This is a genomic window from Mycobacterium nebraskense (assembly GCF_002102255.1).
GTDB classification, from domain to species: Bacteria; Actinomycetota; Actinomycetes; order Mycobacteriales; family Mycobacteriaceae; genus Mycobacterium; species Mycobacterium nebraskense.
Genome location: NZ_LQPH01000164.1, coordinates 50,556 through 75,393, shown reverse-complemented (window position 1 = coordinate 75,393; position 24,838 = coordinate 50,556). Strand labels below are relative to the sequence as shown.

The 24,838-nt window shown below is 65.8% G+C and carries 23 protein-coding genes; 1 reads left to right on the top strand and 22 read right to left on the bottom strand.

Going from position 1 to position 24,838, the window contains the following annotated elements:
- Window position 1 precedes the first annotated feature (1 nt).
- The 18 genes from eccE to AWC17_RS25140 form a co-directional block, all read right to left on the bottom strand.
- Window positions 2-1,684, bottom strand: a complete 1,683-nt coding sequence (gene eccE / locus AWC17_RS25225) for a type VII secretion protein EccE (protein ID WP_085165271.1) — start codon at window positions 1,682-1,684, stop codon at window positions 2-4.
- Window positions 1,681-3,051, bottom strand: a complete 1,371-nt coding sequence (gene mycP, locus AWC17_RS25220; protein WP_085165269.1) for a type VII secretion-associated serine protease mycosin — start codon at window positions 3,049-3,051, stop codon at window positions 1,681-1,683. Before mycP ends, eccE begins: the two co-directional genes overlap by 4 nt.
- 53 nt (window positions 3,052-3,104) lie before the next feature.
- Entirely contained in the window at window positions 3,105-4,556 is a 1,452-nt protein-coding gene (gene eccD, locus AWC17_RS25215) for a type VII secretion integral membrane protein EccD (RefSeq protein ID WP_167385640.1), read from the bottom strand.
- 59 nt (window positions 4,557-4,615) lie between these two features.
- Window positions 4,616-6,184 (bottom strand): MinD/ParA family ATP-binding protein, encoded by a 1,569-nt coding sequence (locus AWC17_RS25210; protein WP_244193523.1) that lies wholly within the window; start codon window positions 6,182-6,184, stop codon window positions 4,616-4,618.
- Between the two features lie 111 nt (window positions 6,185-6,295).
- Window positions 6,296-7,186, bottom strand: coding sequence for an ESX secretion-associated protein EspG (locus AWC17_RS25205; protein WP_085165265.1), 891 nt, complete (start codon window positions 7,184-7,186; stop codon window positions 6,296-6,298).
- Between the two features lie 124 nt (window positions 7,187-7,310).
- Window positions 7,311-7,601: a WXG100 family type VII secretion target gene (locus AWC17_RS25200; protein WP_085165262.1), complete on the bottom strand. Its 291-nt coding sequence runs from the start codon at window positions 7,599-7,601 to the stop codon at window positions 7,311-7,313.
- 50 nt (window positions 7,602-7,651) lie between these two features.
- On the bottom strand, window positions 7,652-7,963 hold the full coding sequence (locus AWC17_RS25195; protein ID WP_141224779.1) for a hypothetical protein: 312 nt from the start codon (window positions 7,961-7,963) through the stop codon (window positions 7,652-7,654).
- Between the two features lie 85 nt (window positions 7,964-8,048).
- On the bottom strand, window positions 8,049-9,260 hold the full coding sequence (locus AWC17_RS25190; RefSeq protein WP_085165259.1) for a PPE domain-containing protein: 1,212 nt from the start codon (window positions 9,258-9,260) through the stop codon (window positions 8,049-8,051).
- A gap of 32 nt (window positions 9,261-9,292) precedes the next feature.
- The gene (locus tag AWC17_RS25185; protein ID WP_085165257.1) at window positions 9,293-9,601 is read right to left on the bottom strand and encodes a PE domain-containing protein; all 309 of its coding nucleotides are present in this window, start codon (window positions 9,599-9,601) and stop codon (window positions 9,293-9,295) included.
- A gap of 132 nt (window positions 9,602-9,733) precedes the next feature.
- The gene (eccCb, locus tag AWC17_RS25180; RefSeq protein WP_085165255.1) at window positions 9,734-12,721 is read right to left on the bottom strand and encodes a type VII secretion protein EccCb; all 2,988 of its coding nucleotides are present in this window, start codon (window positions 12,719-12,721) and stop codon (window positions 9,734-9,736) included.
- A 2-nt stretch (window positions 12,722-12,723) separates the two neighbouring features.
- Window positions 12,724-13,887, bottom strand: a complete 1,164-nt coding sequence (locus AWC17_RS25175; RefSeq protein WP_085165253.1) for a cell division protein FtsK — start codon at window positions 13,885-13,887, stop codon at window positions 12,724-12,726.
- On the bottom strand, window positions 13,884-15,395 hold the full coding sequence (eccB, locus tag AWC17_RS25170; protein WP_085165251.1) for a type VII secretion protein EccB: 1,512 nt from the start codon (window positions 15,393-15,395) through the stop codon (window positions 13,884-13,886). The genes AWC17_RS25175 and eccB overlap by 4 nt, the downstream gene beginning before the upstream one ends.
- 23 nt (window positions 15,396-15,418) lie before the next feature.
- The gene (locus AWC17_RS25165) at window positions 15,419-16,507 is read right to left on the bottom strand and encodes a C40 family peptidase (protein WP_141224778.1); all 1,089 of its coding nucleotides are present in this window, start codon (window positions 16,505-16,507) and stop codon (window positions 15,419-15,421) included.
- 13 nt (window positions 16,508-16,520) lie between these two features.
- A complete protein-coding gene (locus tag AWC17_RS33680) occupies window positions 16,521-17,669 on the bottom strand; it encodes a transglycosylase SLT domain-containing protein (protein ID WP_244193522.1) in 1,149 nt (382 codons plus the stop codon).
- 16 nt (window positions 17,670-17,685) lie between these two features.
- Window positions 17,686-18,894, bottom strand: coding sequence for a DUF4226 domain-containing protein (locus AWC17_RS25155; protein ID WP_167385639.1), 1,209 nt, complete (start codon window positions 18,892-18,894; stop codon window positions 17,686-17,688).
- Window positions 18,895-19,196: 302 nt separating this feature from the next.
- Window positions 19,197-19,487: a hypothetical protein gene (locus AWC17_RS25150; protein WP_085165406.1), complete on the bottom strand. Its 291-nt coding sequence runs from the start codon at window positions 19,485-19,487 to the stop codon at window positions 19,197-19,199.
- Between the two features lie 136 nt (window positions 19,488-19,623).
- Window positions 19,624-20,340, bottom strand: a complete 717-nt coding sequence (locus AWC17_RS25145; protein ID WP_141224777.1) for a hypothetical protein — start codon at window positions 20,338-20,340, stop codon at window positions 19,624-19,626.
- A gap of 14 nt (window positions 20,341-20,354) precedes the next feature.
- On the bottom strand, window positions 20,355-21,107 hold the full coding sequence (locus AWC17_RS25140; RefSeq protein ID WP_141224776.1) for a hypothetical protein: 753 nt from the start codon (window positions 21,105-21,107) through the stop codon (window positions 20,355-20,357).
- A gap of 184 nt (window positions 21,108-21,291) precedes the next feature.
- Here AWC17_RS25140 and AWC17_RS32900 point away from each other — a divergent pair, with 184 nt between their 5' ends.
- A complete protein-coding gene (locus AWC17_RS32900) occupies window positions 21,292-21,429 on the top strand; it encodes a hypothetical protein (RefSeq protein WP_167385638.1) in 138 nt (45 codons plus the stop codon).
- Window positions 21,430-22,907: 1,478 nt separating this feature from the next.
- On the opposite strand, the gene AWC17_RS25130 is transcribed toward AWC17_RS32900, so the two are convergent.
- The 4 genes from AWC17_RS25130 to AWC17_RS25115 all read right to left on the bottom strand — a co-directional run bounded on the left by AWC17_RS25130 (window position 22,908) and on the right by AWC17_RS25115 (window position 24,808).
- Window positions 22,908-23,495: a hypothetical protein gene (locus tag AWC17_RS25130; protein WP_085165238.1), complete on the bottom strand. Its 588-nt coding sequence runs from the start codon at window positions 23,493-23,495 to the stop codon at window positions 22,908-22,910.
- Window positions 23,496-23,498: 3 nt separating this feature from the next.
- On the bottom strand, window positions 23,499-23,792 hold the full coding sequence (locus AWC17_RS25125) for a hypothetical protein (RefSeq protein ID WP_141224775.1): 294 nt from the start codon (window positions 23,790-23,792) through the stop codon (window positions 23,499-23,501).
- Window positions 23,789-24,358: a hypothetical protein gene (locus AWC17_RS25120; RefSeq protein ID WP_085165234.1), complete on the bottom strand. Its 570-nt coding sequence runs from the start codon at window positions 24,356-24,358 to the stop codon at window positions 23,789-23,791. Before AWC17_RS25120 ends, AWC17_RS25125 begins: the two co-directional genes overlap by 4 nt.
- Window positions 24,359-24,442: 84 nt before the next feature.
- Entirely contained in the window at window positions 24,443-24,808 is a 366-nt protein-coding gene (locus tag AWC17_RS25115) for a hypothetical protein (RefSeq protein ID WP_141224774.1), read from the bottom strand.
- Between the last annotated feature and the right edge of the window lie 30 nt (window positions 24,809-24,838).

Sequence of the window (24,838 nt, the reverse complement as noted above, 5' to 3'; positions counted from 1 at the left end):
GCTAACTCCTGTGGCGTAGGTGGGCGAGGGTGTGGGCCTCGTTGCGCGGGCGCATGATTCCAAGATTCACCGGCCGGGGCCGGGCCGGCGTCTCGACGGTGATCCGATTGGGACCGATTTGGCGGATACGGATGTCGACATCCTCGGGCAACGGTTCGCCGGCGGGCATCACCGTGACCAGGGCGTGGCCTCGTTCACCGCTTTCCCGCAGCACTTGCTGAGGTTCAGGCCCGTCGGCCACGATCAACGTGGCCGTCTTGGAGCGCTCTTGTCTGCGCGCCATGTTGATGCGGATTTCATCGCAGATTGGTTGCCACTGTGCTGGTCTGACCGTGTGGATCTCGGCACTCGCCCCCGCTGAGGTCGCGCGCAACACCAGCGCCTCGACGACATCGAGGTCCGCGGCGATACCGACCCGCAGGAATTTCAGCGGGTCGGTCCACGACAGCAGGAAAGGAACCCCGGACACCTCGGCCATCCCGTGCAAAAACCCGGTGGGGCCGACCTGCACAGCCAACGGGGCGCGCCCCAGCGGGCGCGCCGACAACGCCAGACTGACCGAGCGGTCCCCCAACGGCAGCGTGGCAGCCAGCGCTTCGAAAGCCTGCCCGGGAACGCCCTGCAGCGTCGACACCGGCGGGTGGGTCAGCGGTGCGCTAGTGTGCACCCGCACCAAGGCACCGGCCATCAGCTCGCCGGTCTCGTCGTCACGCGTAATGCGCACCAACACAACGGCTTTACTAGCCCGGATGGTCCACACGTCGTTGAGCATGCGCGTATTGAGGTCGGTCCCTGACACCCGGTAGGGGGTGACGTAGTCGTCGCCGACGCGTAGGTCGGTCCACCGCTCCTGATAGGCGTCGAGCTCATAGCCGCCCAACAGCACGCTCGTTGCGGCCGTGATCTGCTCGGTGCTGCAGGCCACAGCACGGCACCCGGCGCGCACTGTGGCCTGCCGAATCCGCTCGGTGGCCGCAGCGATCGCCTCACCGACACTGCTGCGATACAGCATCGCGCCTAGGCATGCGGTGGGCCGCAGCCGCAGCACCAGCCAGGTCCGGCGCACCCCGACAGCAGACCGATCGGCGGCCATTTCCTCATAGCGAGGGGTGAACCGGCCATCAGGGGCCGTGCGGGTGCCGTCGCTGAGCACGTCGATCGAGTGCAGTTCGAGCCCGCCGAACTGTTCAAGCAACTCACCGCACGCCTTCAGCGGAACAGTGTCGATCGATTCGGCACCTTCTGACACCAGGACGGTCGTCGCGTATGGGCGGCCGTGCAGCGCGATCATGGTGATCGCGAATTGACCGTCCCAGGCCAGCCCGCATGGCCCCACCCCAGGCAGTTCTGCCTCACAAAGAGCGGGCGGGGTCGCGCGTGCACGGCGCCGCGTGGCACTGGCAGCGGCCCGCCGCAGCCGCCATAGCCGACCCAACCAGCTCAACGCGGTCGCTGACCGATAGGTCACCCCCACCGCCAGGATCACCACGACCGCGACCAGCGCCAGCGCCCACCACGGCGCCAGCCCAGCCAGCGGAACCGCCACCGCCACTGCGGCCACCTCGGCGATGATCGCCCGCCGCAGCGGCCACCGCAGCTGCCATCGCGCTAACCGATCCCCCGGCGTGCCTGGCTCCTCAGCGACCGCCGTGGCCGGATCACTCAACGCCACCCGATGCGTCATGATCGCCGCTCGCGGGTGATGCGGGAAATGAAGAACAGTGCGCCCAGCAGCGCTACCGCGATACCCGTGCCGGCCAGCGCCACGATCATGGGGCGGTGATCCGGTGGCGGTGGAGGCGGCGGCGGGTGCAGCGGCCGGGATAGATATTCCGTGGGCACGGCCGGGCCCAGCGGCACGTCATCGTTGAGCGCGGCAAGCGCATCAATGGCGCCGTAACCCATCCGGTTGTCGACCACCGAGCCGTCCACCGGTGAAGCCGCCGGCGAGTGCGCGGTCGCCTCGATCCGGTGAATCACCTGGGCCGCAGTAAGTTTCGGATACTTCGCCCGGATCAGCGCCGCCACACCCGAAACGTATGGGGCTGCAAACGACGTCCCGTTGATGGCGCGCAGCTGCCCGGCGGTCGCATCGAACGTGGCGTTGATGACCCCGCCTTTGTCGTCGAGGCCCTCGATGAACACCCCGGGTGCGGCCACACCGATCCACGGCCCAGACAAAGAGATTTCGCGGTGCTGTTCATCGACAGCGGGTTGGCCAGTACCGTCGCTGGCGCTGACCGACAACACGTACTGGGAAAACCATGCCGGGGTCGAGATGGTGACCACACCGCCCCAGTTGCGGGGGTCCTTGGCGTTGGTGGCGTCGATGTCGGGATTTTGCGCGCACCCTGCGTTGGCGAGGTTGCCGCCTGCGGCCACGATGACGACATCCTTGTCTACCGCTGCGTACCTGACCGCCGCGCCCAGCGTGGTCTGGTCAACCGGCTTGAGAACCGGGATGCAGCTCACGATCGAAATGTTCATCACTTTGGCGCCGGTGTTGGCGCCCAACACAATCGCTTTGGCCAACGAGGCAACCGTGCCGGCCCGGCGATCGGTTTCGACGTCGGCCGATGTCGGATTGGCCGGCACCCACGCCTCAGACGACTGCCTGATCGAAATAATGTCTGCGTCGGGTACGACACCGACCAGCCCATCGGTCTGCGACGGCTGAGCCCCCAAGACTGAAGCAACAAGTGTCCCGTGAGAGTCGCAGTCCTGCAACCCATTCGCCGACTCGACCACGTAATCACCGCCCGGGTGGATGTGCGGCAACCGCGGCGAGACGTTGACCCCGGTGTCCACCATGACGATGCTCTGGCCGGCCCCGCGGCCCGCTGAGCGCCACAGCGCCGGAATATCCATGAACGCTTGCGATGCGCTCGGTGCGCCCAGGTCGGTATTTGGTAGCAGCCCCGATGGTGTGCATTGATGCTCTTGGCGCAGCGGCTCTCCTGGACCCAGCGGCAAGGGGTTGGGGACAGCCCCCGGATCGATCACCGGCTGTGAGATCGCCCCGGCCGTGCCCGCACCCAGTGGGGTCAGCATCACCAAAACGCTGACGCTGACCGCCGAGAGCCCTCGGCGCGCCCATCGGCGCGTCACTGCAGTGCCGCCCGCGCCAGGACGTACACATTGAGCAGCCACAGCGCCACCGGGAACACCGCAACCTGCAGCGCGTATTCGGTCCACTCCACGATTTTGCGGAACGGCGCAGAGAACACGCGTCGGGGAACGACCGCGGCGATCACCAACGCCGCCAGGCCCAAAGCCACGATCAGGCCTGCCACGATCAGGCTGATTGACCGATCATGGCTCGACAGAGCGTATTTGAGGCCCAGCGCTGCACTCATGGCCAGTGCGGTGCCCACGACGGTCACCGCGGCCGCTCGGTCAGTCAGCGCGCGCCCGCCGAGCACCAGAATCGCGGCGATGCCCAGGACGAATACGGTGGCCAACACCCAGCGACCATGGCCAGGGGTCACCGCCCCGGCCGCGCCCAGGATGAAAAACGGCGACACCGCCGCAACGAGCGCCTGCAAGTAGCCGTTGGCCGCGGCCGCGGCGCGCCGCAGCTCATCGACGCTGGGCGTGCCTTCGGTTTCTGCGGCCACCAACGCTTCGGCGGCGATGTCTTCGGCGTCGTCGAAGACCAGCTTGCCGGTGATGGTGGGGAAACTGGGCATCGGTACCCGCGCCAGCAACCCCGACAGTGGCTCGACTTTCTTCAACAGCACCAGCGCGACGACCATGGTCGCCACCCACAGATAGGGCATGGCGACGCCGAGGGCGTGAACCAGCGCGATCAGTCCGGTGCCGATACCGACCGCGGTCAGCCAGGCCAGCGCCGCTGCCGGCGCCGGGCCCAGCGCCCACAGCGCTACGGCCACCGCGGCAGTCAACGACGCCGCCAGGACCACATGCCACGGGCCGACCTGCCCGGGAACGGCGGTGTAGCCGGCGACGCCGACGGCCATTAGCGCCCCGGCCCACAGTCCGCTGGCCATGACCGTCATGTGCTGGCGCCACCATGCGGCCACACCGCCGAACAGCAGCACCACCGCCATCGCACCGCAGGTGATCGGCGTGATCAGCGGCCAGTTGATCCCGGCGAGGTGGTCGAGGTGCCACACCCACATCAACAGCCCCGCCATCAATGCTGCCGCGGCCGCGGCGGTCACAGCGGCCACCGTGACAGCTGTCTGCTCGGTGACCGCCTTGAAGCGTTGCGCATTCACATGCGCGATCGCTGACGACGCGTTCTCCACCACTTCGGTGAACGACACCTCGGCGTCGTCAACCTCCAACATCAACAGAGCACCGTCGGTGATGCCTTGCTCGCGTAACGATTGCCCACGGTTCAACGCCGCCCCACCGACCCGCTTGAGCACCAGCATGCCCGGTCGGATAAGACCGTCATCGTCGGGGCCGCGCGGTTCCTCCCCTGCCTTGCTGACATGGGTGAGAACTTGGGTGATCACCGTGGCCACGACTTCGGTGGCCGGCAGCACCAGGTCGGTTTGGCGGCCCTCGAACAGGACCGCGACCTTCACTTGCTCCCGGAGCCGAACATGTGCCGCTGAGCGTGTTCCAGTGCGCTCCGATACCGTGCTCACTGCCGCTGACCCCACGGCCCGGCGTTCAGGCCGGCGTCGGGCCACTGGCCCCCCTCATGGCCGCCGAGGCGCCCCCACGGCTGGCGCTGGGTCGGAGGGTCATGCGGTGCACCACCAGATGGCCTTGGACTACGGTCGTTGGCGCGGGCGAACCCATCGGCCAGCGAGGCCGCCGCCTCGATGTAGCGCAGCCAGGTCTCAGGCTGCAGCCGGGTGTATTCGATGGCCACAGCGTCACTGAGGTGCGGATCGAAACCCACATCGTGCACCGATCGCACCGTGCGCTCAAAGTCTGCGTGCAACTGCTTGACCTCCGCGCTGGCATTGATCTTGTTGATGTTGCTGACCACTACCACGGCCTCGTGCACCAGATGCGGGTAGCCCCTGTCCATCAGCCAATTCAACGTGTCAGCCGCCGCTAGAGCGCCGTCGAGGCGCGTCGTCGACGGCACCACGATCGCGTCCACGGGAATGTCCTCCAGCAGTGCGCGGGCGATGTCGTCATCGAGTTCGTTCCCGCAGTCCACAATGGCGATCGGGTAATAGCGCTGCAGAATCGCCCAGGACTTCCGCAGGTCCATTCCGGTCATGCGTTGGCGGCCCAGGTCGCTGCCCAACACCTCGAGGCCAGACGTCGAATCTTTCCCGAGGAATTCGCGGTAATCAGAGTAGCTGCGCAAGTTTTGATCAGCGTTGAGTCCGCGCCACGACATGGTCGATGGCTCGTCCACCCGCCGACTCAGGTTCCCGCGCGCCGGGTTGGCGTCGATCGCGACGATCTTCTCATCCCGGTACTTAGCCAGTGCGGCACCGATCAGGGCGGCGGTGGTGGTCTTGTTCACCCCGCCTTTGGACTGCATCACCGCGATCACGTATGTGCCGCGCAGGTTGACTTTCAGCCGCCGACGAAGATCGTTCCAATGCGTCTCGCTGGCCGACAATCCCAGGTTAATCCGGGTGACCTTGTACAGGCCGTGGCGCCAGCCCGTCTCGGGCACCGGCTTATACGGTGCCGACACCTGGCTCTCGTGGATTTGCGCGCGCATCGGCCCCACCGAGGCGTAAGGGTCGTCCTCGAGCCGGTGTGAGCCATGACGCCCGGGCGCGCCTGCAGGCGGCCATCCGCCGCCGTAGCTCGGTGGACCCGACGGTTCCGGCGGGCGAGCCGGCGGCCGCGACATCGCTTGGGGCGGACCGCCGTAGAGCCCATCAGGACCAGGCGCGTCGGGGTACTGCGGTCGCGGCGGCCCAGATGGTGTCCGCCCGGGCAGCGGCGCAGCCCCCGCGCCCCCCTCGGCACTGTCGAACCCGGCCGGGCTTTGCGCCGACATAGCCTCGCCCTGCGCAGCATCCTGTAGGCGCCGCGCGGCGGCGAGCTTGCGCCGTATGTCGTCGCGGTCGACGATTTGGGTGTGGCCGTCAGGGTCCAGCGCACCGGGGGCGGGCTCGGAGGCCGGCGTGCTCGCAGCGGGCGCCTCACCGGCCGGTTCGCCGCTCGACTCCTGCGGCTCCTCGTCGCCGACCCGCTGCCCGTAGAAGTCCTGGCGGTCATTGCTGTTGGTCACTGGCTCTCCCAAGCGTCGTGTCAAGGACTCGCCCCTGACACCCCCATCTCAATAACACCCAAAATAACACATCCGCATCAAAAAAAGCAGCCCGTAAACAGATCAATTGCTTTATTTGTAGCGGGAGTGGTTTTCCCATGTCGTGCCCACCGTCGCGACCAGCGCACGCAGCGCAGCACCGCCCGCATCAGAGGTCCCCGGCACAATCTGAGTCCACCATGTCCCGTCCTCCCCCAGGATCGGACCCGTCACGATGCGGCCCTCGACGGTGTCGGTCACTGCCGCCGACGCCACCGCCACATGATCACCCCGCCTGTCGTGCACCATCAGCGCGAAAGCAACTTCCATCAGTGGCTGATCGGCAGCCAACGTCACAATGCGGCGCTGCTCGGCGGTCAGGTTCAGCGACGACAGCGCCGATGCCGGCGTATGGTCGCCGGCCACAATGCGGGCAAACCCGTCGACCAGGTCAGCGGTAGGCACCGTGATCGGCGACAGCGACGCCGGTTCCACCGGCCCACGCCCACGGTCGCACAGCACCATGATCCGCTCGAACAGCACACGTAACGACGGAACCGCCCCCACCTCTTCGATGGTGATGTTGTCGGCGCTGCCCGCACCGCCACGCGAGATCGCCGCATGTCTAGCGTCACGTCGCGCGATCACCATCCGCATGAACTCCACACCGGGCCGCTTCACATCGACGGTCAACGCAATGTCTGGCGCCGACAGGGTCTCTAACCAGCGGGCCACTGTCGGGTGCACCGTCTCGTCATCCATGATCGCGCCCGCCTCCTGCAGGATCGCGATCCCCGGATGCCCCGTCGGGCGGCCGCTGGCCGACACATAGGGCCGCAGCAGCAGCGCCGACGGCAACTGTTCAATCCCACACAGGGCCTGCATCAGCCACACACCCTCACAGGTCGTGTCGATCGCGGTGATCGGACGTGGACCCGGGGTTTTCGGCGGCGGGCGCTTAAGAAACGACGGTGGTCGCGTCATGATGAGCCTTCTGGGAATCGGGCGCTCCTCACGCAGCGGCCCGGCGTTGAGCCGAAGTGCCCCACAAGGGGGCGTATCCCGCTCGTCGCCGGGCCGCAACGTGACTTTCGGCCAGTCGGCCCGCTTAGACCCCGTACTGGCCGGCGGACTGACCGTCGGCGTGGGTCATGCCCTCGTTGGCCTGCTGCAGCACCATCCCGGCGCGCTGGATCGTCTCCTGGCTCTGCGCGTACTTCTGGTTGAGCGTTGCAATGACGTGCTGGAACGCCTCGGAGCCTTGGCCGCCGAAGTTCTCGGCGTTGGCCTGCACCGTTGCCAAAGACCGCTGATGATTCTGCTCGGTCTGGCTCGCGGCCTGCCCGATCTGGGCCGATGCGTCCGCGATCGCCGCGGTCGCGTAGTGAATTACTGACATAGCAATGTCCTTTCAGAGGATGTGACTGGTCTGGTCTGCGGCGCCGTCGCCTAGATCAGGTTGGCGACGCCGCTGATCAGCGAAGCGCCGTCCGAGTCGGCCGTGGACAGGATGTGAGCATTGTTGCTCATCTTCTGCGAGTGATCAGCAAACGCGGTGGAGAACTGCTGGCCCTGATGGATCAGCTGCTCGCCCACGACTTGCATCGCCTGGCCTGCGCTGCCCCGCATCGCCGGGGCCAGAGCCTCCAGCGTGCTGCCAAGGGAGTGCATGATCGCTGCCTGCTGGTCGGAGATCTCCTGCAAGCTACCGGCGTCGCGGCCGATACCTTCCAGATCACCGTGAATGGGTGTGCCGCTCATGGGCATGTCCTTTCGAGTAAGTGTGTACGTTTGGTTGTCGGTAGATCACGTATGCGGGAGTCCCGCCTAAGCGTGAGCGCCGCTGTCAGGTCGTGCGTGTGTCAACCCCCTCCCCCGGTCGGAAGACCGCACCCCCACTACCGGTAATCACCGGAACCGCCGTCGGAGCCCGATACAGCGCTGCCAACGACGTCAACGGTGTCTTGCGTTTGGACTGCTCCTTGCCGTGTTCGCCGCCGGCATGGCCCATCGGACCCATCATGGCTCCGCTGCTGCCCATACCCGCGCTGCTCACCGGAGCCCCCGATGCCGCGCGGGCCTCGTTGACCCGCGACAGCGTGCCCTCGGGATTGGCCGCCGACGCGTTCACCGTCGGCGCGGCGGCAAAACCCGCCGGCCCCCGTAACGCCCCCATGGCGCCCACACCGCCGCCCCCGCCGCTGCTGACCAGGTTGGCCGCCACCGGCCCTCCTGCCGCCGGGGTGGCAGAAAGCCAGTCAGCGGCCGAGGCCGCCGACATCGCCTCCGACGACGGGTTCAGGCTGCTGCCCAAGCCCCCGCCGCTGAGCATCGACATGAACGGCTGGAACGCCTGCTGCGGCAGCGACGTCAACTGCCCACCGCTGCCCAGTTGTCCAGCCAGCCCCCCGACCTGCGACAGCGGCCCCATGAACATGCTCATCGCGTCCGAACCACCGCCACTAAGCAGATCCTGGGCCGATTTCTCCTGCGGAGGTGACATCGACGGCGTCGCACCGCCGGGGGTACCGGCCGGCGGCGGTTCGGGCATCGGCGGGATCGCCTGGACCGGCGCCGAGGACGCGGCGTATTCGTACTTGTTCGACGCCGCCGTTACCCACATCCGGCCGTAGTTGGCCCGATTCACAGTGATAGCAGGGGTCAACATGCCCAAAAAGTTGTTGGCTTGCAGCACCCCGTGCTCAACCTGGTTTTCGCCGATCTCGACCGGCGTCGGCGTGGCCGCCTTAAGCGCCTCAAACGCCATCGCCACCTGCTGGATGGCGCTGCCCGAGGCCGACATGTGGGCGGCGGCGGCCGCCTGCCACAGCATCAGCGGAACCTTGGCCAGCACCGCCAGCTCGCCCGTGGGGTCAGGCCACGACATCGCCAACGCGGCGTTAATCGCCTCCTGCCCACCGAGATTGGCGATCAGCCCAGAGGCAACCATGATCAGGTTCTCGGCAGCCGCCATAAACGATTCACCGCCAGGACCCAGCCAAAAGCCCGCACTGTTGATCTCTGGTGGATCTGCCGCCCACGCTCCTGGAGCTGTCATTGCCTGCCCTTAAACCCCCGCGAACACCCGGCTTAGACGATGTCGGCGATAGCCGCGTAATTGACCGCGTCGGCCAACGTGGTCAGGGCCGCCGATGTGCCTACTGCCAATCCGTGCTCGGCGTGAAACGCCGCGCCCGCCTCGATCACCGTCGAAGCCTCCGTGGCCACCTGCATCACCTTGGCGGCATTGGCGGCGCTGATCTCTTCTAGACCCGGAGGCACCACCGCCGACGACGCAGCAGCCTGCCCGCCATGCGCGGCGACCTCGCCGGCCAGCGCAGCCGCGCTGCCCGACGCGCCGACAACCGCCTCGGGCTCCATGAAGATGAAATCACCCATTTCCGTTAACTCCTCACCCTGTGGATCGAACCGCTGGAACTGCCCGCCGCTAGTCTATACACAGCGAAGCAGATAATGGAACACGTAAACGTCTCCTTGTTCACCGATCATGCAGTTTTGTGTCCTCCCCAATTATCCCTGCTCGACACCGCTGCCGCTGACAGACAATGTCGCGGCCCGCAAGTCAGGTGGTTGCGCAATCTGAATGAGCTGCCCGCCGCCTTTACGCAGATACAGTTCTGCGCGTCCAGGGATGCGGCTGGCTGGCCGGACTTTGTCGATGATGACGTTCTTTGGGTCCCCGTCGAGGACTACCACTGACGCCCCGCCCCGGGTCATCGCCGCAATCAACTTGTTGGCCCCGCCGCGGGCATACCAGTCATCGGATGCTGACGCGGCAATGATGTGCAGGTCCAGATTGCGAGCCGTCTCCGCGGCGGGCACCAACGGCTGCAGCAGGGTTGTTGTTGCCCCCGCCGGGCTCAGCAGCGTCAGGTCATCAACGATGATGAACCATTTGGGCCGCTGCGGTTTCCAGTCACGCAGCTCCTCGGGTTCGAGATTGTCTGGCGGACGGCGCCCCTCGAGGCGCTGCGCGATCTGCTCGGCGGCCTGGTGGATTTTCTGGTGCTCGGTTACCCACACCGTGCGGTACTCCTTGCTCAGCGCATCCCCGATCGAAAACTCCGGGTCGAACATGATGACCTGAGCTTCTTGCGGGGTGTAGGTCTCCATGATCGCCGCGCATACTGTCCGCAAAAACACTGTGCGCCCCGATTTGCTGGTGCCCGCGCAGTACGCATGCGGATTGAGGTCCAAATCCAGCCACGCCGTGGACATTTCGCGTTCCCCGATCCCGATGCGCAGGCCGTGGCGCGGCGCAGTCGCCGGCAGCGGGTCAAGATCGGCGAACGCGATGTCGGCAGGCAACTGCTGCAGCTGCGGAGCACGACCGAACCCGCGCGCCAGCCACTTGTGCGCCACCAGCTCGGCGGTGGCATTAGTGGCCGCGACCTCGGTGTCCATCTCAGCAAACTGAGCCACATACGGCACCGCGACCAGCATTTCGTTGCCGGATTTCACCAAGCCGCGACCCTTTTGATGATCGGGCACGTTTTTGGCCGCCGCCCGGTCCATCCTGGAGTCTGAATACTCAGCCAGGCGTAGCTCCACCTTGGCTGCGAGCTTCGCTTCGGCCTTGAGCTCCATCCAGGTGTCAGCACCCAAGATCACGTGCACCCCAAAGTTCAACGCCCCCTGCGTCAACGCGTGGATGCGATCGTGCAGGTCCAGCATCTCAGTCTTGATCGCGGTCATGTTGTCCACGACCAGGAACACATCGCCATGCCCGTCCTCGGGCACCGGGCGCTTGTTGGGACCGAACTTGTTGGCCCGAAAGCTCAACAGATCCAACCCGCTATGCCCATCTCGTGCGCCCGGATCAACCCAGCGCGCCCAATCGCGCTGGCGGTTACGCAAAATCCGCTCCACCTCCGATACCACCCGCTGGATCTTTTCCTCATCACCAGCACCGGCGATGCCGCACACGTGCGGCAGGGCGGCCACGCTCTGAATTTTCAAACCGCCACAATCGATTCCGTAAAACTGAACACGCTCGGGGGAATTGGCCATCGCTAACGACATGATCAAGGTGCGCAGCGCGGTGGACTTCCCGGTCTGCGGTGCACCGGCGACACCGCCGTGGCTATCGGCTAGCCGCAGGGCAACCACGTCTTGTGAATGCGCGTACGGATCGTCCTCACGGCCGTAGGCGGCGACTAAGCCCGAGTCCTCGCTGAACTCATCCCAAGGTCGGTTCCAAAATTCGCTGACGACAACGTCGATCGTCAGCGCCGACGTCTCGTCCAAAGCGGGTAGCCACATCCGATGGCCACGTGGCAACGTCGTGGCCGCAGCCGCCATCCGCTGCACCATCAGCTCGGCCACCGTGGGCGCGTCGTCCTCGGGGGTGTCGTCGATCAGCTCGTCCTCGAGCTCGATGTCGTGGCCAATGGTGTCCGGAAGGGCTGCCACCGCGCTGGTGAACCGTGCCACCGGTAGATAATGCCCCTCAGCCCGATCCCGTTCGGCGGCATTCCTTTTCGGAGGAATGTACTGGCCGCCGGTATAAAAACTGCGGTAGCGGGTGTGCTCGCCGTCGATCACCAAAAACGCCGACCCTTGCGGGGCGTTCTTGAGTTCTTCCCACGCCCGCGTCGAGCCGATCGCCGCGCGAGACTCGCCTGCGTCCTTGAGCTTCAAGCCGATCGCGTACGTCTGCTGGGCAATCATTCCGGACATCTTGCCCTGCTCGGCGCGCTGGCTGGCGTTGATGATGTGAATCCACAACGAGCGTCCTACCAGGCCCACCTGGTCCATCACCTTGGCCATTTCCGGGGCGAATTCCAGCATCTGGGAGAACTCGTCGAGAACCAGCAGCAGTGCGCCAATCGGCTCCAGATCAGTACGCCCGGCCGTGCGTGCCCGCTCATAATCACGCACATCCTTAAAACCTGTGGCGTGCAACACTTCCTGGCGTCGGTTCACCTCCCCACGCAACACCAGCTTGAACCGCTCCAGCTTGTGGCGGGAATTCTCCAAGTTCGACACGATGCCAACGCAATGCGGCAAATGCTCCAGCACGCCGAGCCCGGCCTGACCCTTGAAGTCGCCCAACAGAATCCGCAACTGTTCCGGGGAATGCGTTGCGGCCAACGCCAGCACCCACGACTTGAGGTGCTCGGACTTACCCGAACCGGTGATTCCTGTCATCGAGCCATGCGGGCCAGCGCCGTTCTCGGCAGCCTCCTTGATGTCCAGATACACCAATTGGCCGTTGGGTGTCTTGCCGATGGGCGCCCGCAGCCGATCAGTAGGGGCAAGATCATTCCACCGCGGTACCGGATTCCAACTACGCAAATCGTAGATCCCCATCGTATCGGTGAAGTCCTGGCCGGCGCGCGCCTCCGCAGCGGCCTTAGCCAGCACCGATTCAGCCTCATCGGTCGGAGTGAACGCCGACAGCGCCCTGGCCAACGCCTCAGCCTCATAAATCGGCATAACGTCGGGGACCGCGGCAAACAGCAGACCCGCCGGCATTGATTTCGTCACCGCAACCATCGCTACACCTCCTGGCCAGCTGCTTTGAGCAGATTAATCGTGTTGTCCTCATCGGCGGCAACAAAAAATGCGTTCTTCGGGTTCGCGAGCACGCTGAGCTCGTTACCGGTTGCCTCGATCACCGACACACCCATGCGGCCCTCTTCGCTCAGGATCGGCGTGCAATCCGCACCAGGAAGGTCCACCACCACCAGCAACCAACTGTCCGGTTTCACCCCGCCTTCCTGGCGGGGCTGAAACGGTCCCCGCCCCGACAGCGACGACCCGAAATGCTCCATAAACGCCGCCACGTCAGCAAAGATCAGCCGCACCGGCCCGCACGCGTCGACCAGCTCCTCGTCACCGGTATGCGGTAACCATTTCGCCCAGTCCCACGCCGCCGGGTCATCGCTGATGATCGCGACCTTAACGTCGTCAGGGCCATGGAACACGCACACCTGACACACCAGCGCACGTAACAGCCCCTGCACCGTCGGCCGCACATCGGGGTCGGCGAAAAACGCCCACCCCATCTGGTCGAACAGGTGCAACGGCCGGGGAACGTCGTGGATCACGTTCTGCGCGACCAGCAGATCACGCGCAGCCACCGTGGTCACGGTCTCCCGAAACTCCGGTGGCGGGACTTTGGTGGGCGGTTGAAGTTTCGTCTTCAACCGCGTCACACCCAAGCCAAACCGGGCGTGCCCGAAGTTGCGGGCATCCGGGGTGCGCTCCCACATCCTGCCCGTGCCCACCAGCGTGGCCAGTGACCCATTCGTCGGGTCGGGATGATGGTAGGAAATCTCGGCGGCCTGCGCGCGGCCGGCGGCATGAATCTTGACCCGCTGCTCGTCGAGCGCCCGTAAAAAGTCGGCGCGGTCCTGGTTGATGGCGCTGCCGTGATCCTTTTTCCCGTTGCTGCCCATACGGTTTCGCAGCATCATCATCATCGACATCAGCATGACCGGGAATATGAAGAAGGAGCCTCCCGAGAGCTGACGCGCACCCGACAGATACAGGCTCACCATCAACGCCACGGCCATGCTCACGAAGATCAGCACCCACACCCACGTCGGCGGCTTGGCCGGCGCCGGGCGCGTGATCTCGGCCGGATTGGGCACTTCCACGGCATCCTCGGGCACAAACGGCGAGCCCACTTCCTTGCGGATGAACCCCACTTGACTCATTGGCCCGCTCCCTTGACTTGTTGCAGCGCGGCGACTTTGGGATCGGGCACCAGGCTGTCATGCTGGGCCATCGCCGCCGACTTCGACAGCACCGGTCCAGCAGGCAGCCACTTAATGACCGCCCACGGCGCAGGAGTGGGCGACGTGCCCTTGAACCCCAACGCCTCCCGACTTTGATCATCACCATTAGACCCGACGGTGGGCACACCAAAACGTGTGCCGTTGTTGCCGATAAACCACAGGCTCTCCCCGCGCACCGAATCCGGTTGCACACCAGTGACCTGAACGTAGTTCGCTGACGAGGGACTGACATACACCTCGTCAGCGGTGTTGACGCCGGCGCTGATGAACGGCACCACACGACGCTCATCGCCCACCGGAATCGGTAGCCGCCGCCCCGATATCGTGCTGACCTGCGCCTGCGGTTCGCCGTTGGTTTTACGCCACATCACGCACGTGACCGGCTCGGCAGCCTTGTCGAGCAGCTTGACCATCGCCGAGGGATACACCGACAAGTCGAACCCGACCGCCTGCGGCATCGCGGTCAGCGCCGCTGATCTCGCCGACATCACCTGCGCGCCCGGTACGACCCCGGCATTGATGATCATCGTGGCCACCGTCTGCGGGATGCGCTGCACCCCGGCTGGCAACGCGACGAAAAACTGAGGATCGCCGGTGACATCAGAGACCCGCATGACACTGCCCGACACCACCGGCAGCCCTGGGCTGCTGTAACTGACCGGACCGCCCGCATCCGGGATCGCTGGCACGCGCAGCGCCGCCGTGGGCGTCAGCGCCTCATACAGCGCCCGCGACATCGCCGACGGGTGCAGATCCCCCACCGGCAAGCCCAGCGCCAACGTGACCGGCTTATCGGCCAGATCGATCTCTGAGCGGTGCCCGTCAGTCACCAAAAACGTCGCCCCGCCGTACGTCATCAGCGCCGCCTCCGGTGAGGTGATCGTGTGCGCCCAGTCGCCCAGCGTCGCCAATCCGTCAATCACGGTCACCTTCGGAATCACCTGCGATCCTTGCGATCCCAGCTTGTCGCACAGCGCCCACCCGGTATCGCCGGGAGTCCGTACCGACAGATCGTCCGGTGCCCCCAAAATCCCGACAGTCGGACCCACCGGGGATTTGAGGATTTCACTCATCGGCACCAACGGTGCGTCGGCGGCCTGGCCGGTGATCAGCCGCGCCGACGCCTTGTTCAGCACCGGATGCATCACCCCACCCACCTCGACATACAAACCGCCACCGCCGCGGGCCTCTACGATCTTGGACTTACCGACCTGCCCGATCGGTTTAATCCACGCCAAGATCGCGCAGATCCCCACGATCCCCACCGCCAGCACGAACCCCACCAGCAGCGAGGCCGCCGCGTTCTTCGACGGATCGTGCACCAAGCGCACGTTGCGGCGCCCGATCGCCACCGACACCCGGTGCCGAAGAAACCGCCACGCCGAAACCTGTTCTAGTGACGCATAATTCAAACCGCCGCGCGGCATCTCCCAAACCCCTTCACTACTTGTTAACCAGCTCGTCTGATCTCGAAGCGCCCAGAGGGCCAATGACCAATCCGCACGCTCGAACCCCGATCAGGTGCCTCGATTGTCTGGTGATCATTCATCACCAACTGCACATGCTGGTAGGCCCCATTACCCCAGTTGCACAGCAAAATGTCGCCGGGCTTGGCTTGCCCCGGCGGAACCCGCACACCCCAGTTCGCCATATCGTAGGTCGTGCGCGGTAGCTCAATGCCGCCCTGCCAGTAGGCATACCGCACCAACCCTGAGCAATCGAACCCGATCTTGCCCGCATCGACCCCGATCCCGGGCCCTGGCCCGCGCACGGTACCGGCACCCCACTCATACGGAACCCCCAGCTGCGACAACGCGGCCTTCACGATCCGGTCGCCGCGCTCCCCACCGCCGAAGCTGCCGGTGATGCCGCTGTCGCCAAAGCCCAACCCCTGCGCTGTGCTGCTGCCAGGCGACAGCCCCGCGCCGCCCCCGCCTAGTAGGCTGCCCAGGCTGCTCAGCGGAGCCAGCATGGCCCCACCCAGGGGCATGCCGCCACCCATCGGCAATGACGGCATTTGCGGCATCATCGGCATCATCGGGGCCGGCCCGCCCTGCGGGTTGCCGATCCCCTGGTATCCCGCCGCGGTGACGTTCGCCGAGGCGGCATGCGTGGCCGCATCTCCGCTGCCCTGATCCAGCGTCGACTTCGTTTCTTCAAGATGACGTTTGATCGCCGCCACCAACGCCTGCTGGCCCGCCGGGGTGTTGACCGCGACCCCGCTGGCCTGCACATCGGCGATCGCCGCAGCGATCACCGCGTCCATCCGACCGCGCGAAGCGGTCGACGACGCGACCGCCGCCGCCAACCCCGAATGCCCGGCCGCGTCGTGATCAGCCAGCGCCCCAACATGATTCGTCACCCGCGACGAATCACCAGAGAACCCGTCAGCGGCCGCACCCGAGCCATCCCCAGTGCCATCCGGCGACGGACCCGGCCCCGGCGGCGGCGCCAACGCAACCCCGCCACCGGTGCCGAAACTCTCCCGAGCCATGCCCATCGCCGCACCCGCAGCCCGCACAAACCCGTCAAGACTCACCGCCACACCTCCATCAGTAGCCGCCCGGGGCGTGCTGCGGATTGAACTGCCCAACCGCCGACAGATTCGACCCGTCGCGCGCCACGTGATAGCGCCGCATCAGGTAATTCATCCCGGCGGCCAGGTTGGCGATCGGATCGTAGATAGCGCGCGAGGTCCCCGGCTGGTGATTAGCCGCAAACGTCGCCGGAATCGTCTGCATACCGCCGCGCGACGCCCCCGCCGGCGCACCATCGACCATCCTGGCCCCGCGGGCATTGGAGTCACTCAGATTGACCGCGTCTGGACGAAACCCTGACTCACGGCCGATGCCCGTCATCAACCCGCGCGTCCAGTTCGCCCGCGCAACCGGGTCCGTAATACCCATCAGGTCAAAGGTTTTCCCGAGATATTGGCGGTAGGCATCCGGGCCACCGGGAAAGCCTTCCTTCTTCAGATTCACCTCATCAGTCGAAATGGCCGCCGCGGGTGTCGCGTTCGCCTCTCCTGTCGTGCTGGCGCCGGTCGCACCGGCCAGCCTCGCGGATTGAGGGGAGAACCCCTGCCCTCCCCCGCCTAGTAGGCTGCCCAGGCTGCTCAGCGGAGCCAGCATGGCCCCACCCAGGGGCATGCCGCCACCCATCGGCAATGACGGCATTTGCGGCATCATCGGCATCATCGGGGCCGGCCCGCCCTGCGGGTTGCCGATCCCCTGGTATCCCGCCGCGGTCACGTTCGCCGAGGCGGCATGCGTGGCCGCATCTCCGCTGCCCTGATCCAGCGTCGACTTCGTATCTTCAAGATGACGTTTGATCGCCGCCACCAACGCCTGCTGGCCCGCCGGGGTGTTGACCGCGACCCCGCTGGCCTGCACATCGGCGATCGCCGCAGCGATCACCGCGTCCATCCGACCGCGCGAAGCGGTCGACGACGCGACCGCCGCCGCCAACCCCGAATGCCCGACCGCGTCGTGATCAGCCAGCGCCCCAACATGATTCGTCACCCGCGACGAATCACCAGAGAACCCGTCAGCGGCCGCACCCGAGCCATCCCCAGTGCCATCCGGCGACGGACCCAGCCCCGGCGGCGGCGCCAACGCAACCCCGCCACCGGTGCCGAAACTCTCCCGAGCCATGCCCATCGCCGCACCCGCAGCCCGCACAAACCCGTCAAGAGTGGACATCGCGCCCGCCGATCAGTTAGGACGGCTGCGCCGGCGGTGCAGGCGGTGCGGCAGGCGCAGAGCCCTTGGGAGCCAATGCGCTTGGGTCCATCCACCCCAAGAAGTCCGGGCCCGATCCCACGCTCGACAGCGGCTGCGGCTGCCCCGACACCAACACCTTCCCGTTGCCCAAGGCCATCACCAGATGGTCCTGCCAGATACCCACATCGCCCGCCTTGAGTTTCGTCGGGGGAATCGGATCGGTGACAGGAGTCCCCGGCGGTGGCACCGTCACCCCCGCCTGATGCCACGCATCGGCCACCGTCGCGCCGCCCAGCGCCGCTTTCGCCGCCGAAGCGCCCTGCGAAGTGCGCGCCTCGCTGGTCTCACCATCGGGCAGCGACACGCTCGTCGTCGCCGGAACCTGCCCACCACCGGGATCGCCAGCGTGACCGGCATGATTGCCCGCCAGCTCCGTGCCCGGCCCGCTGCCATCGCCCGCTGAACCGCCCGCTGACGCCGGGCTCGTCCCCGTGCCGTCGTGGTCGGTCTTTCCAGAACCCGGACCCGTCGAGCCGTCGTCGTCGTGGAACTTCGGTCCTGACCCACCCTGTTTCGAGGAGTCCCCATCGAGCTTGCCGTCGTCGTCGTGGAAGCCGGCGCCACGATCACCACCCAGACCACCCAATGCGCCCAAGGGGTCACCGCCGCCCAGGCCAGGCATTCCGCCCAATGACGGAATCGACGGCATCCCCATCCCGGCGGGCATCATGCCCGCACCCGGCATCAGGGGCTGCCCAGGCGGGGGCGTACCCGGCGCAGCGCCCGGCGCCGCCGCCGGGGTGGTGCCCTGATCACCTGCACCACCACCACCGCCGCCGCTACCCTCGCCGCCGTCACCATGCGCGGACGCGGGTTCGGTGCCGGCCTTGCCGGAGTCATCACCGCCGATACCGGCATACTTTTCGGTCAACTCGCGGGTGTGACGCGCCTTATCCTCGGCATCGGCGATCTGCTGATCAATCACCTTCTTGGCCGCGGTCAGCTTCTCCTTCAAAAAGTCGCGCAACTCCTGCTGTCCGGCAGGAGTGTTCAACCGCGGCCCCAACTCGGTGATCTTCTCGTCAACATCCTTGCCGATATTGTCCAACTGCTTCTGCCCAGCAGCGCCCGCAGCATGAATCGCGTCAATCGTCGCAGCGGCACTCTTATCCAGCTCGTGCAACTGAGCGATCACCTCAGCCACCCGACCAGCGTCAGCATTGGCTTGATCCGTGGCCGCACCCGAACCAGGAACAGGACCCGCCGGCGGCGGCGGCAACTGACCCTGCGGCGGCGTATTCGGCGGACCGTGCGGGTCAGGCGGCGGCGGGCTCGGCGCCGGACCAGGCGCCGGCGCCTGCGGTGCATGCCCATGGCCGAACAGTCCCCCCACCACCGGGGCCAACGGCCCCAAGATCGGGGTCAGCACAGCAGTCCCCAACACCCGCTCGATCGTTGAACCGATCGAATCCCAGCCATCATTCGACATTGCGGTGCAGTCCCTTCCTAGAAATTCAACTTGCGTTCAGCGCGGGCAACCTCTGCGGGGTCTGGATAGTGCCCGTCGACGTTGCGTTGATTGGACAGATACCGGTCGTGCGCCACATCGGCCACAGCAACGACCCGCTCCCCGAACGTGTAGGAATCCCACCGCCGCACCGCGTCCGAAAGCAGCCGAACCCCCACGACACATCCGGTGTCACCCACCTCAACCGCGAGGCTCCTCTTCGCTGACACCGCCGATGCCACAACGCGAACATCAGGGACCGCCGTCTCGTCCTCAGCAAGGTCGTCCACCACTACCCCTTCCTGGACGCACCATCAACCCCTACATCAAAGCAGTCTACACACAGATAAGCAATCGTAAACAGAAATAACGCAATGATCCGCCCGGCAGCCTCCGGCGTCCCCCCACTCTCACCGACATCGGCCTCTAGACGTGCGCCGTCCAGTACGCCGGCAGCCACTGCCTGCTCACCTGATACAGCGGATCTTCGAGCAGCCACCAATGCTCATGCCGCGAAAACCCAATCGCGTCGGGCCACAAGGCAACTCGCCGCCGAGACCGCTCCACCCAGCCGCCATCGCTAGCACCGAGCGAAGCCAACCCCGCCTCGTAGCTTTCGGTGAGCAAATCTGCGTCGCGCTGACATTCCGCACGCCGCTTCACCCAAGCCGTTCCAATACCGAGCCGCGTCCGCACACTGCGCTCGTCGTCGCCGTCGGGAACTTCAGGAATCTCGCTGCAGGCCTCCGCGACGCAGCCCAACGCTGCTAAATACCACGCATCCAACGCGGCGCGCGCAGATCCCACCACTCCCGGCTCCCACACCGCCGCCGGCCAGGTCATCACCACATCCAAAAGCGTGAAATAGCTTTTCACGCGCGAATCCAAGCCCACCGGCCCACGATCCAATTCCTTCAACGCCGCCAACGGGTCATCAGGGTCGTACACCGGGCGGTATGGATCGACCGGCTCTGGCGGCAACGACGCCTGGTGCTGCTTAACCGCCGCCAACGCCGCCGACAGCCGCTCCTCACGCCAGTCGGCTGACAGTTCGCCCCGGCGCGCCTCGGCCAAGACATCGGCCAGGCAATCGCGCACCCGGCGCCGGCGATCACGCGCCGTCAGCTCGGCCGGGTCAGGCACACGCCAAGCAGGGGTCACGAGCGCGGCCCACCACCGCGGCGCAGCTGCTCCTCAATAGCACTAATCGTCGCGGTCACGACCGCCCCGAACCCGGCCTGCACCCCGCAATAGGCGATTTCGGCCAGCGGTGCAGCGCTGTTCTTCCACCACTGCACCAGCTCGACAATCCGGCCACCTTGGAAGTAACGCCGATACCACAGATTCATCGACTCGCTCAGCTCCGAGCCATCGTGATCAAGAGCTGCGTGAGACTCCGGCCAAAGCCACGCCTCGCCATCGCGGGTCGCGACCTTCGCGTTATACGAGTCCCAGGTCGCCTCGTCGGCCGTTCCCGCCGACACCGCCTGCAAGACGTTCACCTCGTCTTCAAACGCCAACGGCTTGCCGGTTGCATCCGGCGCTTGCGCGGCCCGGGTCACCGACGCCGTCAACTGCGCAGCCGCCCGCACCGCCACGTCCACGTTCGACGCGATCGACGAAATGCGTTGCGCCAGAACAGGATCAAGAGCCGTCAAACGATGCTGATGCGCCCCATCCAGCACCGGCGCCACGCTGAGCAACCCCAAGGCCTGGCGATGCTGCAGCCCCAAGAACTCGCCCACACCCGCCGGCTCCACAGGCCACAACTCTGTGGTGACCATCGCCGAAATCGACGCTCCCGCAACCCGTTTGCTCAAACGCTCAAAATGATCTGCAAGAATCTTCGACGGCTTCTGGCAACCCATCCACCGCTGCGCCCATCCAAACGGCAACGCCGGATCAACCACCGCCAACCGCGCCGTCGATGGAAGGAAAACCGTTGCCGGCAAGTAACTTCCGCCGCCCACACTGTTGGCCACCACAACTTGGGAGCCCACCGGGGTCTTCACCACGCTCACTGCCCACGCGATCGGTGACGGCCAAAACTCGCAGCCGCGCACCAACCCGCCCAGCACCCGCTGAGCCAACAACATGTCCGCACTGACCTCAGACGCCGACGCGGCCATACCGCCCATCGCGCTACCCGACCCGGCCCCGCCCGCCAAGACCGGCCCAGACGGCAAACCACTACCGCCAGCAGGCGCCGCGCCGCCACCAGACGAAGCCTGACCACCGGCCGCCGGAGCCGTCGGCGCACCACCGGCAGGTGGAGCACCACCCGCACCCGGCGCACTATACGGAGCCAACGGCCCACCACCACCACCCATCGCCGCCGGCGGCATCATCGGCGCACCACCCACCGGACCCACGCCAGACCCACCGCCCTGAACCGGGCCGCCCCCACCGCCATCCGGCACCCCATGCGGCGCGATCGGCACACCCGCCGGCCCACTACCGGCCGTAGAACCCATCAACGGCTGCTGAGCAGCCATCGCCTGCTGCGCTATCGGCTGCTGAGCCACCGGAGGAGGCGCCGTCGCCCCCATTCCCGACGCAAGACCGGACTGAAAACTGGACCCAGCATTCGCAAGCGGCGACGCCGCAGACTGTGCAGCCGGCGCAGACGGCAACGAGGAAGCCGGCGACGTCGGCATACCCGAGCCCAGACCTGACCCCATCGATCCAGGATTCAACCCCGATCCCAGACCCGAAAGCGCCGAACCACCGCCACCAGCACCACCACCACCAGAAGCGGCCCGACCCATCGAACCGCCGAGCGCCTGCGGAAGCGACGTCAGCGGCGGCATCGTACCCGGGGTTCCTGAAGTGCCCGGGCCGTCCGTGCGCCCCGCATTGGCGGCAAGCAAAGGTTGATTGCTGGCTGATGTGTCTGGTTCCGTCCTGCCAGCGTTGAGCGCGCCGGTACCGTCGCCGTTCTGCCCACTACCATCACCAGAACCATCAGCGGTTTGACCGGTGGTCTCCGGGTCGGAACGTTTTGCGTCGGGTGGTTTCTTTCCGGCATCGCCGTCTGAGCGTTTCCCGTCTTTTGGGGCGTCAGGCGGTTTGTCGAGGGGAATCGTGAAGTTGGCTGCCCGGATGGCGCTTGTGGCTTTCTGGGTGGATTCGGTGGTGGATTCCTCGGCGTGCCCGTTGTATCGGGTCCAGACCTCCATCGCCGTTATGGGATCGCGGTTGCGTACAGCCTTGTTGAATTCCTCCTCGCCGGCCTCGGCGAGGCTGTCGATACGGCCCTGCAAGCCCTTGATATGCACTAACGCTTGGGCGGCGGCCGTGGACGCTGCTTCGTGCATATCCTGGTGCTTGCTCCATAGCCTGATGTTCGCGTCGTGAGCCTGCAGTAGGGCATCGCCAGACTCGCCCTGGTCCGATAGTGCTGCCTCAAACCGCCGCCGATAATGGCTCATCGACGTGCCGATAGCGTCACTGATTTGACTGGCCAGGCCGGTGTGGAATTCCTGTATCTCTTGCATACTTTGAGCGAGTCGCTCAGCGGGGCGCCATGCCTGCTTTAACGCACGTCCGAACGGGCCGTCCCCAAGATCAGAGACTGCACCCTTGGCGGTGGCCGCGCCATTTGTCAGCGCGCTGACCCCTTGGGTGTACAGCTGGCGGGCGATGTGGCCCCCGGCCCGAGCCGCTTCCGATACCGCCTCGCTCACCCCGTCAGCCGCAGTTTCCATCGCCTAGCTCCCGTAGGCCCTGCACAGGTCCCACACCCGCTGATCCGCCTCATTTGCCGCGGCGGAAGTCCAAGTAGTAGACGGCTGAATCGCACCGCGAGCGGGTTCGTTCGTGAGTTTCGATGCCTGGTCGCGGGCCAACTTGAGGCTTTCGGTCAGTGCGTTGCGGATTGTGCCGTCGGCCACTTGATCATCGTTCAATGCCTGGGTGATGTAAGTAAGGCTTGGAATGACGTCTGCCGCAGTGTTCTGTGTTGATGGCATCGCGTGATAACCAGCGGCGAACCGTGTGCACAGGTCGACTGTGGCGGCGTGGACCTGTTCGGCGGTCGGCGCTGGCGCTGCCGCCGGCGCCGAGGACTGTGCAGCGGAGCCGCCGGCCATGTGGTTGCCGACGAGGCCGCCGATACCACCGGCAGTGAGCGCGATCGCGGCCGCGCCGACGATCGCCGCTGTGATCAGACCACCCTTGCCCTTGCGTGGCTGCGGCGGCGGGTAGGCCTGCGGCAGCGGGGGTAGCGGCGGCGTGTAGCTGCCAGGCGCGGACGGCCGCGTCGCCACGTGGGCCGGGTAGGTGTATTGGTCGGTCATGGTCTAGACCTCGATCCCGGTGATTTGTTCAACATTGGTGGCCTCGGCTGCGCTGAGATTTGCTTCGGTTCCGCCGTTGGCGGCGGCCAGCTCGCCGACCTGAGTTGCGCGGTTGGTGGTCAATGCTTCGTGAACGGCCGGCCAGTCGGCCGCAACGGCGCTCACAGCCATTGACATCGGGTCGGTGCCCGGTGTGCAGATTGGGTGGATGCTGGGTTGGATCGGCGCCGCGGCCAACCACCCGCCCGTAGCCGATGCCAGTTCCTCGGCCTCTAAACGAATTACCCTCTCACTCACGGATTTTCCTCCATCCAGCCCAAAAGCCTCTCCATGTACCCACAAACCACGGCCATGCCTTGCGTGTTCGACATCCTCGCTGCCCACAGCGCTTGCCCGCACCACTCACGCGCTCGATCAATGTGCGCCAAGTATGGTGCCGGAAGCATTGCGATGGTGCTGTCCAACGCACCCGGGTGCGGCGGCGGATCCTTTGGAGGCTCAACTATTTCGAATGGAACCGGTTGCCATTCCAACAACGCCGACTCCTCGGAATGCTTCATGTATCCGGTTGCGGACGCCTTGTCCGCGCGCTTCCACCGGGCGGATTGCAGCCGAATGTGGTCGCTGAGCCATTGCGCGTAAGCCGCGGCGGCAATGAGCTCTCGACGGTTGCCAGGGGCCGACGCCGCGATCGCCATCCAAGCTGCGTCGAGTTTCGTTCCGACGCCGGCTCGACGCGCCCGGTCCATGTAGACGTCAAGATCGGTCGTTAAACGCAGTAATTCCTCCTGCACACCGACAAGCAGGTCCGCGGCAAAACGCGCATGAACCAGGCTCACATGCACGGCATCCGTGGTTTCCATCCTTGCCTCTTTCTGCTTCCTGTAAAAATGGTAGCTGTCTGCTGCGACACTGCGCCCGGGTATTTTCCAGGCCGTAAATACTGGTTAGCCCGCGCCGCGTAGTGCCGCCGCGAATTCGGCGGCCACCGGATGCTGGGCGAATTCCTCGGGTATGTGCGCAAACTCTTCACGGAACTCCGCAGCCATGGCCTGGATTCCTGCATGCGTGCGCGCGGCGTTGCGGGCGATCGCGTCGTTCATCGCCTCCTCGAGCTCACCGACAGTCAGCTCCTCTTGGAGGCCAGGGCGAATGTCGCAGCCGATCAGCCGCCCCCGCCCATCGTGTGTCAACACGATGTCGTCGTCGGGATCACCGGTAGCGGTGAACGCATTCACCTTGTCTTCCCAGCGGTAGATCGCATCGAGAAGTTTATCGATCATCGCCGATGACATTTCTGCCCGTGTAGCCATCTCTCATCTCCCTTGAAGTGTCCGAAATCC